At 68.5% G+C, this 12991-nt stretch carries 12 protein-coding genes and 1 tRNA gene; 9 read left to right on the top strand and 4 right to left on the bottom strand.

From position 1 onward, the window contains the following. Positions 1 to 13 precede the first annotated feature (13 nt). Entirely contained in the window at positions 14 to 1075 is a 1062-nt protein-coding gene (locus ACFC14_RS05925; RefSeq protein ID WP_376101788.1) for a LacI family DNA-binding transcriptional regulator, read from the top strand. Between the two features lie 3 nt (positions 1076 to 1078). Here ACFC14_RS05925 and ACFC14_RS05920 read toward each other — a convergent pair whose 3' ends face one another. After that, complete coding sequence (locus tag ACFC14_RS05920; protein ID WP_376101786.1) at positions 1079 to 2011, bottom strand: nucleoside hydrolase; 933 nt, start codon at positions 2009 to 2011, stop codon at positions 1079 to 1081. Between the two features lie 112 nt (positions 2012 to 2123). Here ACFC14_RS05920 and ACFC14_RS05915 point away from each other — a divergent pair, with 112 nt between their 5' ends. Next, positions 2124 to 2972 (top strand): ribokinase, encoded by an 849-nt coding sequence (locus ACFC14_RS05915; protein ID WP_376101784.1) that lies wholly within the window; start codon positions 2124 to 2126, stop codon positions 2970 to 2972. A 103-nt stretch (positions 2973 to 3075) separates the two neighbouring features. Here ACFC14_RS05915 and ACFC14_RS05910 read toward each other — a convergent pair. Then, positions 3076 to 3158, bottom strand: a tRNA-Leu gene (locus ACFC14_RS05910). Between the two features lie 144 nt (positions 3159 to 3302). Here ACFC14_RS05910 and ACFC14_RS05905 point away from each other — a divergent pair. The 7 genes from ACFC14_RS05905 to pknB are packed head-to-tail and all read left to right on the top strand — an operon-like array spanning position 3303 to position 12172. After that, positions 3303 to 4028: an FhaA domain-containing protein gene (locus tag ACFC14_RS05905; protein ID WP_376101782.1), complete on the top strand. Its 726-nt coding sequence runs from the start codon at positions 3303 to 3305 to the stop codon at positions 4026 to 4028. After that, positions 4025 to 4546: an FHA domain-containing protein gene (locus ACFC14_RS05900; RefSeq protein ID WP_376101780.1), complete on the top strand. Its 522-nt coding sequence runs from the start codon at positions 4025 to 4027 to the stop codon at positions 4544 to 4546. Before ACFC14_RS05905 ends, ACFC14_RS05900 begins: the two co-directional genes overlap by 4 nt. Positions 4547 to 4553: 7 nt before the next feature. Beyond that, positions 4554 to 5858, top strand: coding sequence for a PP2C family protein-serine/threonine phosphatase (locus tag ACFC14_RS05895; RefSeq protein WP_376101778.1), 1305 nt, complete (start codon positions 4554 to 4556; stop codon positions 5856 to 5858). Beyond that, positions 5855 to 7240: an FtsW/RodA/SpoVE family cell cycle protein gene (locus ACFC14_RS05890; protein WP_136042585.1), complete on the top strand. Its 1386-nt coding sequence runs from the start codon at positions 5855 to 5857 to the stop codon at positions 7238 to 7240. Before ACFC14_RS05895 ends, ACFC14_RS05890 begins: the two co-directional genes overlap by 4 nt. Beyond that, positions 7237 to 8691 (top strand): penicillin-binding transpeptidase domain-containing protein, encoded by a 1455-nt coding sequence (locus ACFC14_RS05885; protein WP_376101776.1) that lies wholly within the window; start codon positions 7237 to 7239, stop codon positions 8689 to 8691. Before ACFC14_RS05890 ends, ACFC14_RS05885 begins: the two co-directional genes overlap by 4 nt. Then, the gene (locus tag ACFC14_RS05880; RefSeq protein WP_376101774.1) at positions 8688 to 10436 is read left to right on the top strand and encodes a serine/threonine-protein kinase; all 1749 of its coding nucleotides are present in this window, start codon (positions 8688 to 8690) and stop codon (positions 10434 to 10436) included. Before ACFC14_RS05885 ends, ACFC14_RS05880 begins: the two co-directional genes overlap by 4 nt. Before the next feature lie 44 nt (positions 10437 to 10480). After that, positions 10481 to 12172, top strand: coding sequence for a Stk1 family PASTA domain-containing Ser/Thr kinase (gene pknB, locus ACFC14_RS05875; RefSeq protein ID WP_376101772.1), 1692 nt, complete (start codon positions 10481 to 10483; stop codon positions 12170 to 12172). Here the strand turns inward: pknB and ACFC14_RS05870 are convergent. Together ACFC14_RS05870 and ACFC14_RS05865 are read right to left on the bottom strand one after the other, a co-directional pair. Next, the gene (locus tag ACFC14_RS05870) at positions 12154 to 12837 is read right to left on the bottom strand and encodes an anthranilate synthase component II (RefSeq protein WP_376101770.1); all 684 of its coding nucleotides are present in this window, start codon (positions 12835 to 12837) and stop codon (positions 12154 to 12156) included. The two genes, pknB and ACFC14_RS05870, sit on opposite strands and share 19 nt — an antisense overlap. After that, the gene (locus ACFC14_RS05865; RefSeq protein ID WP_376101768.1) at positions 12834 to 12989 is read right to left on the bottom strand and encodes a hypothetical protein; all 156 of its coding nucleotides are present in this window, start codon (positions 12987 to 12989) and stop codon (positions 12834 to 12836) included. The genes ACFC14_RS05870 and ACFC14_RS05865 overlap by 4 nt, the downstream gene beginning before the upstream one ends. Positions 12990 to 12991 lie beyond the last annotated feature (2 nt).

Genomic DNA, 12991 nt, shown 5'->3' with positions numbered 1-12991 from the left:
GCACGCTCTATCTTTGAGTCGTGGTGCCACAGCGGCGCCGGGGGAGATCGAGGTCGTGATGAAGAAGGCGTCCGTCACGCTGCACGAGGTCGCCGCCGCCGCCGGTGTCTCCATCGCGACGGTCTCGCGGGCCCTCAACGGCAAGGACCGCGTGTCCGGACGCACGGCCGAGCATGTCGCACAGGTGGCCGAGCAGCTGGGCTACCGGGTCAACCTGATCGGTCGTGGGCTGCGCGCCGGCACCGGCGCCACCATCGGCGTTGTCGTCCCCGTCATCAGCAATCCCTTCTACGGTGAGCTCATACACCGCCTCGAGGACCACCTGCAGCGCCGCGGTCTCGACCTCGTCATCGCGGACTCGCACGGCGATGTCGACCGCGAGCGCGACCGTCTGCGCATGCTGGTCGAGCGGCGCGTCGAAGGCATCTTCGTCGTGCCCGCCGATGCCGAGCTCTCGTTCGAGGCGGTCGCCGACACCGCGCGGAGGGTCCCGCTCGTGCAGCTCGACCGGCGAGTGCTCGATCTTCCGGCCGACTTCGTCGGGGTCGACAACGATGCCGGCATCGACCTCGCCGTGGAGCACGTCACGTCCCGCGGCGCGCGGCGGGTCGTGCTCGTCTCGGGCAACGACGTCACCTCGGTGGGTCGAGAGCGACGAGCCGCCTTCGAGGAGACGGTGCGCACCCGCGGCCTGCCCGAGGAGCAGAACATCTTCGGCGAGTACCTGCTGTCGTTCGGCGAGAGCGCCGCGGAAGCGCTGCTGGCACGGGGCCCGCTTCCCGACGCGATCATCGCGGGCGACGACCTCGTCGCGGCCGGCACGATCGCCGCATTGAAGCGTGCGGGCAGGAGCGTGCCCGCCGACGTGCAGGTCACCGGGTTCGACGGCACGATGCTCGCAGACGTCTGCGAGCCACGGCTGACGACGGTGGTCCAGCCGTTCGACGAGCTCGCGCGCGAGGCGACGGAGGCACTCGTGCGGCGGATGGAAGACCCCGACGCCGCGTTCGTCCTCCGTCGGCTCGCGCCGAGTCTGCGGGTCGCCGAATCGACGACTCCCGCCTCGCCTCGCTGAGCGTCAGGCCAGCGCGCCGACGGCATCCGTCACCAGATCCCAGAACTTCGGCACGTCGAGCGTGATCGCGACGTCGGTGTTCGGCTCCTTGCCCAGCATGTCGTGCAGGTCGACGCAGGTCGCGCCGGCCGTGAACTCCCCGGTCGTCTCGATGTCGACGTGGCAGCGCTGGATCGTGGCGACGGCCCGATCGATCGCGATGGCGACGGTGATGGGATCGTGCAGCGGGCCTTCCGGCATCCCCTCGGCCTTCTCGTACGTGCCGCAGAAGTAGCGCAGCAGCTCGACGCCGAACGCCGAGGTCTCGTTGCCGACCGCACCGATGCGCTGGATCACGTCTTCGGTGATCAGCGCCTGGTGGGAGATGTTGAGCCCGACCATGGTGAGCGGAACGCCGGAGGCGAAGACCACGGCTGCCGCCTCGGGGTCGGCCCAGGCGTTGAATTCCGGGTACGCGCCGACGTTGCCCCGTCCGGTGGAGCCGCCCATCCAGATGATCTCCTTGATCTGGGGGACGACCTCCGGGTGCTGCTGCAGGAGCAGCGCGATGTTGGTGAGCGGGCCGGTGGGGATCACGGTGATCGGCTCCGGCGCGGCGGCGAGGGTGTCGGCGAGGAACTGCACGGCATGGCGCGGGTCGAGGGGCACGGTCGGCTCGGGGAGGACCGGTCCACCCAGCGCATTCTCGCCGTGGATCCACGCGCCCGGGGTCAGCTCTCGCACGAGAGGCTTGTCGGCTCCGGCGGCGACCGGCACGTCCGTCACGCCGGCGACGGTGAGTGCGATCCGCGCGTTCCGGGTGGTGTGCTCGAGGTAGCCGTTGCCGCCTACCGTCGTCACACCGCGGAGGTCGATGGCGTCGTTTCCGGCCGCGAGCCAGATGGCGAAGACGTCGTCGTGGCCGGGATCGCAGTCGAGAAGGACGGGAATAGTCATGGTGCTCCTTTGCAGATGTGCGTGCGTAAACGTTTACACTTTCTCACATGAACGTCAAGTCGGCCGCGATGTCCGCGTTCCGATGCCTCCGCTCGAACCGAAAGCTGCTGCTATGACCTCTCCTGCTCTTCCGTCCGTCGTCGTCGTCGGCAGCGCGAACGTCGATGTGACTGCGTTCGTCGACCGTCTCCCCACGGCCGGCGAGACGGTGGCCGGCGGGCGTCTCTCCCGGGATCTGGGCGGGAAGGGCGCGAACCAGGCGGTCGCCGCGGCGAAGCTGGGCGGGCGAGTCCGGATGGTCGGCGCTGTCGGCGATGACGCCGACGGATCCTGGACCCGCGAGGAGATGACGCGGGCCGGCGTCGACATCACCGACCTGCGCACCGTGGATGACGCCACCGGAACCGCGCTCATCGTCGTCGACGCGGATGCCGAGAACCAGATCGCGGTCTGCCCCGGTGCCAACGATCACGTCTCGCTGAACGGCGTGACCTTCGGCGCAGACGAAGCCGTGCTCATGCAGCTGGAGATCTCGCTCGCGGTGGTCGAGGATGTCGTCGCCACGGCGGAGGGCTTCATCGCGCTCAACGCCGCCCCGGCCCAGCCGTTGCCCGAGGCCCTGCTGCGCCGGGTCGACCTGTTCATCGTGAACGAGACCGAGCGGGAGCTCATGCCCGAGCTGGCCAAGGCGGAACTGGTCGCGGTCACCTACGGCGCGGCCGGCGCTGCGTTGTACCGCCGCGGTGAGGAGATCGCCCGGACCGACGGCGTCCCCGCCGAGGCCGTCAACACCGTCGGAGCCGGTGACGCCTTCTGCGCGGCGCTCGTACTCGCGCTGCGCGCCGGCCATGCACCCGCCGATGCGCTGGCCGCCGCCTGCGCGGTGGGATCCGCGGCCGTGTCGCACCTGTCGTCCCAGCCGCCGTTCGAGCACCTGAGCCGGTACCTTCCGGGGGCCTGAGCGGCGCTCGGAGACGGAGGTGGCCCGGCTTCCTGGATGGAACCGGGCCTTCTTCGGACGACAAAGGCCGAACCCTCTGGGCCCGGCCTTGTGTCATTCGCTGTGCGCGAGGGGGGACTTGAACCCCCACGTCCTTACGGACACTGGCACCTGAAGCCAGCGCGTCTACCATTCCGCCACTCGCGCGAGTGTCTCGTTCCGAAGAACTCAACTTCCCAAAGATATCACGCGATTTCACCCCCTGATGCACACCTCAGACCCCGATCGGCGGCGTTCCCCCAGGTCACCTGGCTACGATGTGTCTACCGGTCGGCATGCCAGAGGAGCCCAGTGGGACTACTTGACAGCTTTGAGAAGGGTCTCGAGCGCGCAGTTAACAGCGCGTTCGCGAAGACCTTCCGCAGCGGCATTCAGCCGGTGGAGATCGCTTCGGCGCTCCGCCGCGAGGCCGACACGAAGGCGGCGGTCGTGAGCCGCGATCGCATCATCGCGCCGAACAGCTTCGTCGTGCGTCTCAGCCCGGACGACGCGGAGCGGATGCGCGGACTCGGCGGCGCCCTCACCGACGAGCTGCTCGCGCTGCTGACCAAGCACGCCAAGGCTCAGGGATACAGCTTCTCCGGCGCGCTGTCGATCAACCTCGAAGCGGATGAGAAGGTCGCCACGGGAACCGTGCGCGTGAACTCCGGCACGGTCGAGGGCCGCGTGAGCTGGCAGGCCGTGGTCGACGTCGACGGCCGTCGCCACGCGATCAACCGCGCCCGCACGGTCATCGGCCGGGGGACGGATGCCGACATCACGATCGCCGACGCCGGATCCAGCCGCAAGCACGCCGAGATCCTGTGGGACGGCGAGCGCGCCATGATGCGCGACCTCGGCTCCACGAACGGCACCAAGGTGAACGGCCAGAAGCTCCGCGAAGCCGCCCTCCCCACCGACACCACCATCACCATCGGCCGCACCGACCTGGTGTTCCGGATCGTCCCCGTGGCCAGCCCGTCGCGTCCTGCCCCGCGCAGCGACGACGCCACCCGAGCGTTCGGAGCCCTCGGTTGAGTGAACTGATCCTCCTCCTGCTCCGCATCGGGTTCCTCGTCCTGATGTGGTTCTTCGTGTTCGGCGTCGTGTACTCGCTCCGCGCCGATCTCTTCGGCGTCCGCGTGCGCAAGCTTCCCGCCGAGGCGACCGCCGGCGCATCCGCTCCCGCAGCAGCACCGGCAGCGGCCCCCGCGGCGAAGCCGGCATCCGCACGCCCCTCGACCGGACCGGCCACCGTCGCCACGGCCAAGCGCCTGGTCATCACCTCCGGCCCGAAGGCCGGCCTCGAGCTGCCGCTCAGCGCCGACTCGCTCACGATCGGCCGCTCCAGCGAATCGGCGCTCGTGATCCGTGACGACTACACGTCCAGCCACCACGCCCGTCTGATGCTGCGCGGAGACAGCTGGGCGATCCAGGACCTCGACTCCACCAACGGCACCTTCGTCGCGGGCCAGCGGGTCTCGGGCTCACCGGTCACCCTCTCGCTCGGAACCCCCATCAAGGTGGGCGCCACGACCTTCGAGCTGCGAGCCTGACCCCGGCATGGTCTTCGAAGGCTCGAGCGTCGCGATCTCCCACACCGGGAAGATCCGCTCCAACAACCAGGACTCCGGGTATTCCGGAGCGAACCTGTTCGCCGTCGCCGACGGCATGGGCGGCCACGCCGGTGGAGACGTCGCCTCGAGCATCGCGATCCAGCGGCTGCAGCCCCTCGACCAGGGCTACTCCTCGGTCGAAGACGCGCAGGCCTCGCTGCAGGCCGCCGCGACGACCGCCGCGGGCGACCTCATCCGCGCCGCCAAGGAGCGTCCCGAACTCGCCGGCCTCGGCACGACGGTCAGCGCGATCATCATGGTCGACGAGTACGCGGTCATCGGCCACATCGGCGACTCGCGCATCTACCTGTACCGCGACGACGCACTGACTCAGATCACCGCCGACCACACCTTCGTGCAGCGCCTGGTCGACTCCGGTCGCATCACCCCGGAGGAGGCGCGCTACCACCCGCGCCGATCCGTCCTGATGCGCGTCCTCAGCGACATGGACGCCGACCCCGAGCTCGACATGTTCGTCATGCACACGCAGCCCGGCGACCGCTGGCTGCTCTGCTCGGACGGCCTGTCCGGAGTGGTCGACGAGACTCGCATCCTCAAGGCGATGCAGCTCGGTGTCGCCCCCGGTCGCACGGCGGACTACCTCCTCAAGCAGGCTCTCGACGGCGGCGCCCCAGACAACGTCACGATCGTGCTCGTCGACGTCGGCGGACAGCATCCGATCCACTCCGGCACCCCGACGATCGTGGGCTCGGCGTCGAACCCCGACGGCGTCTACGTGCCGCCGGTGCGCCCGCCTCGCGGGAACTGGCTGCACCCGGTGCGGCAGGCCGCGAACGAGCCCAGCCACTTCGAGCCGGCCCCGGAGTACCTCGAAGAGCTCATCGAAGAGGATCGCCGTCGCGCGAAGCGCCGCCGCGTGGGCTGGATCGCCGCCGCGCTCCTCGTCGTCGCGATGCTCGTGGTCGCCGCCTTCGCCGCCTACAGCTGGACCCAGACGCGCTACTTCATCGGCGCCGACGACGACAGCGTCGTGATCTTCCAGGGCGTGCAGCAGAACATCGGCCCGATCACGCTGTCGACCCCGATCGAGGACACCGACATCCTCCTCGCGAACCTCCCGGAGTATCAGCGGGCGTCCGTCGAGCGCACGATCAACGCGCGCTCACTGTCCGACGCGATGGCGATCGTCGATCGCCTGCGGGCGGGCGCCGACGCGAACGTGATCGAGCAGACCCCGCTGCCGACGCCGCTGCCCACCCCCGCACCGACCCCGGCTGGGGGTGAGGGATGAGCACCGACGTGCAGGCCGACACCACCGTCATCAAGGCTCTCAAGCGTCTCCGGATGCCGCAGACGCAGCGCAACCGCGAGTTCTGGCTGCTGCTGTTCGCGTGTGTGATCAGCGGCGCCGCGCTCACCCTCGTGCAACTGGGTGCGCTCGGCGTGATCGACCCGATGATCCTCGCGATCGGTGGAGGCCTCGCGGCGCTCGCCTTCGCCCTGCACATCGTGCTGCGTTTCGTCGCCGCCGATGCGGATCCGTTCGTCGTCCCGATCGCGACGCTGCTCAGCGGCCTCGGCATCGCGATGATCTACCGCATCGACATCGCCTTCAAGAACACCGGCTGGGACGCGTACTCGACCAAGCAGTTGGCCTGGACCGCGATCTCTCTCGCGGGCGCCATCGCGGTCGTGATCCTGCTGCGCAACTACCGCATCCTGTTCCGGTACACCTACATCTTCGGCCTCGCCGGAATCCTGCTCCTGCTGCTGCCGTTCGTTCCCGGGCTGCGCATCCCCGACGCGAACGCGGCCGTCTGGGTGTCGCTGGGCGGCGCCTTCGCCTTCCAGCCGGGCGAGCTCGCCAAGATCTGCCTGGCGATCTTCTTCGCCGGATACCTCGTGCGCACCCGCGAGAGCCTCACCTCGGTCGGAAAACGAGTCCTCGGCATCACCTGGCCCCGCATGCGGGAGCTGGGGCCGGTGCTCGTGGTCTGGCTCATCTCGCTCGGGATCATCGTCTTCCAGCGCGACCTCGGCACCGGAACCCTGATCTTCGGCATGTTCGTCGCGATGCTCTACGTGGCGACGGGAAAGACCAGCTGGGTCCTCATCGGCCTGGCCCTCGTGGTCGCCGGCGTCGCGCTCGCGACGCAGATCCTCAGCTACGTGCAGGGCCGCTTCATCAACTGGCTGTTCCTGTTCGACCCGAACCAGGTCGACCCCGACGGCGCCGGCTATCAGCCGATGCAGGGCCTGTTCGGGCTCGCCCGCGGCGGACTCATCGGTACCGGCTGGGGCCAGGGCCGACCGGAGGTCACCCCGCTCGCCCACAGCGACTACATCATCACCAGCCTCGGTGAAGAGCTGGGCCTGATCGGGCTGTTCGCGATCCTGTGCCTGTACATGGTCTTCGTCAGTCGCGGCATGCGCATCGGCCTCGCCGGTCAGGACGACTTCGGACGACTGCTCGCCACCGGCCTCTCGTTCACCATCGCGCTGCAGGTGTTCATCATGGTCGGCGGCGTCACCCGTCTGATCCCGCTGACGGGCCTGACCACGCCGTTCCTCGCCGCCGGTGGATCCTCGCTCGTGGCCAACTGGCTCATCGTGGCGCTGCTGCTGCGCATCTCCGACGGCGTCCGCCGCCAACCGAGGGTCGTGATCGGATGACCCGAGAGCTCCGCCGTCTCAGCATCATCATGCTGTTCATGTTCATCGCGCTGTTCGCAGCGACCAGCTGGATCCAGGTCGTGGAGGCCGATACCCTCGCCCAGAACAGCAACAACCAGCGCACCCGCCTGGACAGCTATGAGATCCAGCGCGGCGCGATCATCGTCGACGGCGCCACCATCGCCAACTCGGTGCCCAGCGACGACAGGTACCAGTTCCAGCGTGTCTACACGGATGCCGCGATGTGGGAACCGGTGACCGGTTACTTCAACGCCGCCCTCGACTCGCGAACCGGCATCGAACGCGCCATGAACGCGGAACTCTCCGGTACCGGCGCGAACGCACTGCTCGCCGAGGTCGAGCGCATCATCTCGGGCCAGCCGCAGCGCGGTTACAGCGTCGAGCTGTCGCTGAACACGGCGGCTCAGCGCGCCGCCTACGAGGCACTCGGCGGACTCCAGGGCGCCGTGGTCGCGATGGAACCGAAGACCGGACGCATCCTCGCGATGGTCTCCACCCCCGGTTTCGACACGAATCAGATGGCGACGCATGACGCGGACGCGGCGAATGCGACCTACGATCAGCTCGCCGCAGACCCCGGAAAGCCGCTGTCCAATCGGGCGATCGCCGGCGACCTCAATCCTCCGGGCTCGACATTCAAAGTGGTCGTCGCGGCGGCCGCCTACGCCAGCGGGAACTGGACTCCGCAGTCCACCCTGCCGAACCCGGCATCCTACACCCTCCCCGGATCCTCCAATCGCGTGTCGAACGCCTGGGGCGGCAAGTGCGGTCCCGGAGCCACGGTCACGATCGCCGAGGCCATCCGCCTCAGCTGCAACATCCCGATGGCCGAGCTCGCCGTCGAGCTCGGCGACGACACGATCCGCGAGATGGCCGACAAGCTCGGTTTCAACCGATCCTTCGAGACTCCCCTGGAATCGACCCCGTCGAGCTACCCTCGCGCCCTCGACGACGCGCAGACCGCACTCACCGGATTCGGTCAGGGCAAGGTCACCGCGACCCCCCTGCAGATGGCCATGGTGTCGGCGGGTCTCGCGAACGACGGCGTCGTGATGAACCCCCGGATGGTGGATGCCGTGATCGGGAACGATCTGTCGGTGATCGAGGCCTTCCAGGACAGCGAGTTCGGCCGTGCGATGGAAGCCGATGTCGCCGACGACGTGACCGCGTCGATGGTGGCCAGCGTCGCTACGGGCGCAGCCCAGGGTGCAAGAATAGACGGGATCGACGTGGCCGGTAAGACGGGCACCGCAGAGAACGGAAACAGACCGCACACGTTGTGGTTCACCGGCTTCGCGCCGGCGGACGACCCCGCGGTCGCAGTAGCGGTCGTCGTCGAAGACGGCGGCGGACAGGGACAATCAGGCAGCGGCGACACCATCGCCGCTCCGATTGCGAAGAAGGTCATAGAGGCGGTGCTGGGCAGATGAGGCCGACGCAGGGTGTGTCGTTCGGTGGTCGTTACGAGCTGCAGTCGCGTATCGCGATCGGTGGCATGGGCGAGGTGTGGGAAGCGACGGATCACGTCATCGGACGTACCGTCGCGATCAAGATCCTCAAGGACGAGTACATGGGGGACCCCGGGTTCCTCGAGCGTTTCCGTGCTGAGGCACGTCACGCCGCTCTCGTGAACCATGAGGGCATCGCCAGCGTGTTCGACTACGGCGAGGAGAACGGCAGCGCCTACCTCGTCATGGAGCTCGTCCCTGGTGAGGCGCTCTCGACCGTGCTCGAGCGCGACGGTGCGCTCAGCGCCGACAAGACGCTCGACATCGTGGCCCAGACGGCATCGGCCCTGCAGGCCGCACATGCGGCCGGTCTCGTGCACCGCGACATCAAGCCGGGCAACCTGCTGATCACGCCCGACGGTCGCGTCAAGATCACCGACTTCGGCATCGCCCGCATCGCCGACCAGGTGCCGCTGACGGCGACCGGACAGGTCATGGGCACCGTGCAGTACCTGTCGCCAGAGCAGGCATCGGGTCACCCGGCCTCTCCCGCGACCGACACCTACTCGCTCGGCATCGTCGCGTACGAGTGCCTGGCGGGCAAGCGTCCGTTCACCGGTGAGTCGCAGGTGGCGATCGCGATGGCGCAGATCAACGAGCAGCCGCCGCCGCTGCCGCCGACCGTGCCGATCCCGGTGCAGAACCTCGTCATGGCGATGATCGCCAAGAAGCCCAGCGACCGCCCGTCCTCGTCTGCGACCGTGGCGCGTGCAGCACAGGCCCTGCGTCGCGGAGACCTGAACTCCGCGGCCATCGCCGTTCCCGCGATCGCGACCGGTGGCATCGCCGGAGACGACGACGCGACCCGCATGCTCACGGCATCGGGCGACGACGGCACCACCCGCATCCTTCCCACCACCGCTCAGCTCTCCACCGAGGAGACGACGGAGGAGACGAAGAAGAAGAAGAAGAGCCCGTGGACCTGGCCGCTGATCGCACTGATCGCACTGCTGGTGATCGTGCTCGGCGGAGCCGTGTGGGCGATGCTGATGAACCAGGGCGATCCTGACGCCAAGCCGTCGGATTCGGCGTCTCCATCGCAGTCGCAGTCGCAGACGCCGTCGGCGCCGGCGACGACACCGCCGCCCGAGGTGGTCCGCGTCGACGTGACCGCGTTGGGCCTGGCGGGCATGGACTGCGGCACTGCCACATCCACGCTCAAGGAGGCCGGTTTCACGGGCGAGATCACCTGCCCCGAGGGAGACCCGGCTCCGAGCGACGGTGAAGTCGGCAAGGTGTACCGCGTCGTCCCCTCCGGCAACGTCGAGACGACCCAGCCGATGACCCTCACGGTCTACGCCGCGCGCGCAGCCCTGCCGACCCCGACCGACACCCCGACCATCACGGGTGACCCGGTCGCCGGCAGCACGGTGACCATCTCCTGGGGCACCGGGTTCACGTGCCCGAGCGGCACGACCCTCTCCGGATACGTCGTGTCCCTGCAGAACGGCACGTTCGTGTCAGGCGGGCCGAACTTCCAGCCGACGCAGCGGAACACGCAGGTGCAGGTGGCGGATGCCGCGGGCCAGCAGCTCATCGTCACCTACCAGGGCATGTGCTCGGGTGGCGACCAGCGCACCTCGTCCGCGTCGCCGCCGCTCTCGGTTCCGATCGTCGCCGCCACCGACCCCGGCGAGGGTGACGGAGGCGGCGGCACCGAAGGGTAGCCTTTAATCCAGCTCAGCCGCAGTCGTTTTCCAGGGGGTAGTACGTGTCCACAGAGCCACGAGTCATCGCGGGTCGATACCGCGTCGACGAGCTCATCGGGCATGGCGGGATGGCCAAGGTCTATCGCGGCTACGACCTGACCCTCGGCCGTGAGGTCGCGATCAAGATCCTCGACCCCGAGCTGGCTCGTGACACCGCCTTCCGCAACCGCTTCCGGTTGGAGGCGCAGGCGGCGTCCCGCATGTCGCATCCGTCGATCGTCCGCGTCTTCGATGCCGGTGACCCCTCATCGAACGACCCGTCGTCCGATGAGCCCCCGTACATCGTGATGGAGCTGGTCAAGGGCACGCTGCTGAAGAAGATCATCGCCGACGGACCGGTGCCGGTCGAAGACGCGGTGCGCTACGTCGACGGCATCCTCGAGGCGCTCGACTACTCGCACCGCGCCGGTGTCGTGCACCGCGACATCAAGCCCGGCAACGTCATGGTGACCGACAAGGGCCAGGTCAAGGTGATGGACTTCGGCATCGCCCGAGCCGTCTCCGACTCCTCGTCGACCGTGGCGGAGACCACGCAGATCATCGGCACCGCTGCCTACTTCTCGCCGGAGCAGGCCAAGGGTGAACCCGTCGATGCCCGCGCCGACCTGTACTCGACCGGCGTCGTGCTGTACGAACTGCTCACCGGCCGCCAGCCGTTCCGTGGCGAGTCGCCGGTGGCCGTCGCCTACCAGCACGTCAGTGAGACCCCGATCCCGCCGACCGAGGTGAACGAGGATGCACCGGGCGCACTCGACCCGATCGTCCTGCGGGCTCTCGCGAAGGACCCGTATCAGCGCTACCCGGATGCCGCGCACTTCCGCGCCGCACTGGATGCCGCCGTGACCGGGAGCGCGCCGACCCGCAAGCAACTCGGTGCGCTGACGAGCGAACTGTACGGTCCGAGCCCGCGGCAGGCGCAGGAGACGGCGCGGTCGCTGCGCCAGCTCAGCTCCGACACCACCATGACCCGCACCCAGTCCGGCCCTCCGGTCGCCTGGATCTGGGCCGGTGTCGCTCTGCTCGCGGTGCTGCTCGCTTCCGTCCTGTTCTGGGTCGTGACGATCAGCATGCGTCCGCCCGAGGTGCCGAGCACTTCGCGCATCATCCCCAACCTCGTGAACGTGTCATCCGAGCGCGCGCAGGACGACCTCGCCAAGCTCGATCTGACGGCGAAGATCGTGATCGAGTCGAGTTCGGAGATCACCGAGGGCAACGTCATCCGCACCGACCCCGAGGCAGGAGTCTCGGTGGAGGAGGGCTCGACGGTCACCGTGCACGTCTCCTCTGGCGTGGAGACCGTGGTGGTGCCGAAGATCGAAGGCATGGCGCTCGAGGATGCCACCAAGGCGCTGAAGACCGCCGGCCTCGAACTCGGGACGGTGATCCAGAAGAACGACAAGGGTCTCGCCGCGGGAACCGTGATCTCCGCCAGCGAGGCGGCGGACACCGAAGTGGCTCCCGATACGGTCGTCAACCTCGTCGTCGCCAGCGGAAAGGTCACGCTGACCGACCTCGTCGGCTGGACCGTCGAGGCGGCGACCACGAACCTCACCGACCTCGGTCTGACGCCGGTGCCCGTGGAAGAGGCGGACTGCGCTCCCACGGAGCCCCCGACCGTGCACTCGATGTCGGTCGCGCCGGGTGATGTGCCGATCGGGTCTCCGGTCGAACTCCGCTACTGCGCAGCGCCCTGAGCCTCTCGCAGGCTGCCTCGTGCGCTGCGGCGCCAGCGAGTGAGCGGATGCAGTCTTTCTGATCGAGCCACGGCATCGGTGTCGCCGCAGAGCTGCAACCAATTCGCCAGAAGCCGGTACCCGCCTTCCGTGAGCACGCTCTCCGGGTGGAACTGCACACCGTGCAGCGGCAAATCTCGGTGCGAGAGCGCCATGACCGTTCCGCTCTCCGTCCAGGCCGTGACGACGATCTCGGGTGGGAGGTCGGACGCCGCGAGCACCAGGGAGTGGTACCGGCCGGCGTCGAACGGCGAAGGAATTCCCGCGAACAGCGCCGATCCGTCGTGCGTGACCCCGGAGACCATGCCGTGCATCAGCTCGGGTGCCTCGCTGACCGCGGTGCCGAGAGCTTCACCGATGGTCTGATGCCCGAGGCATACCCCAAGCGTCGGCGTCTGCAGTCGAGCAGCGATCCGCACCGCTTCGACGGAGATTCCGGCATCGGCAGGGCGCCCGGGGCCGGGGGAGAGCAGCAGCGCCTCGTATCCGGGCAGCATCCGCTCGAACTCGGCGGCGCTGAGCGCGTCGGATTCGACCATCGTCGTGTCGGCGCCGAGCTCGTGGAGGTAGCCGACGAGGGTGTGCACGAAGCTGTCGTGGTTGTCCACCACGAGCACTCGGGTCATTCGACGTCGACCTCGCCGGGGGCGATGATCGGGCTCAGCCACGGGAACACGTACCAGAACAGTCCGCACAGCACGGCGGCGACGAGGACGATCAGGATGAATACGCGCAGCCACCACGGACCGGGCAGCAGGCGCCAGAGTGCGGCGTACATCA

The organism is Microbacterium sp. NPDC055988 (assembly GCF_042269505.1).
Lineage (GTDB): Bacteria > Actinomycetota > Actinomycetes > Actinomycetales > Microbacteriaceae > Microbacterium.
Note: the sequence above shows the minus strand (reverse complement) of the source record. Positions and strands in the feature narration are given on the sequence as shown.

Excerpts from the sequence above, each read along its gene's own strand:
- ACFC14_RS05890 (WP_136042585.1), top strand. The coding sequence starts at position 5,855 with ATGAGCACCGACGTGCAGGCCGACACCACCGTCATCAAGGCTCTCAAG.
- ACFC14_RS05920 (WP_376101786.1), bottom strand. The coding sequence starts at position 2,011 with ATGACTATTCCCGTCCTTCTCGACTGCGATCCCGGCCACGACGACGTC.
- ACFC14_RS05885 (WP_376101776.1), top strand. The coding sequence starts at position 7,237 with ATGACCCGAGAGCTCCGCCGTCTCAGCATCATCATGCTGTTCATGTTC.
- ACFC14_RS05870 (WP_376101770.1), bottom strand. The coding sequence starts at position 12,837 with ATGACCCGAGTGCTCGTGGTGGACAACCACGACAGCTTCGTGCACACC.
- ACFC14_RS05895 (WP_376101778.1), top strand. The coding sequence starts at position 4,554 with ATGGTCTTCGAAGGCTCGAGCGTCGCGATCTCCCACACCGGGAAGATC.
- ACFC14_RS05880 (WP_376101774.1), top strand. The coding sequence starts at position 8,688 with ATGAGGCCGACGCAGGGTGTGTCGTTCGGTGGTCGTTACGAGCTGCAG.
- ACFC14_RS05865 (WP_376101768.1), bottom strand. The coding sequence starts at position 12,989 with ATGTACGCCGCACTCTGGCGCCTGCTGCCCGGTCCGTGGTGGCTGCGC.
- ACFC14_RS05915 (WP_376101784.1), top strand. The coding sequence starts at position 2,124 with ATGACCTCTCCTGCTCTTCCGTCCGTCGTCGTCGTCGGCAGCGCGAAC.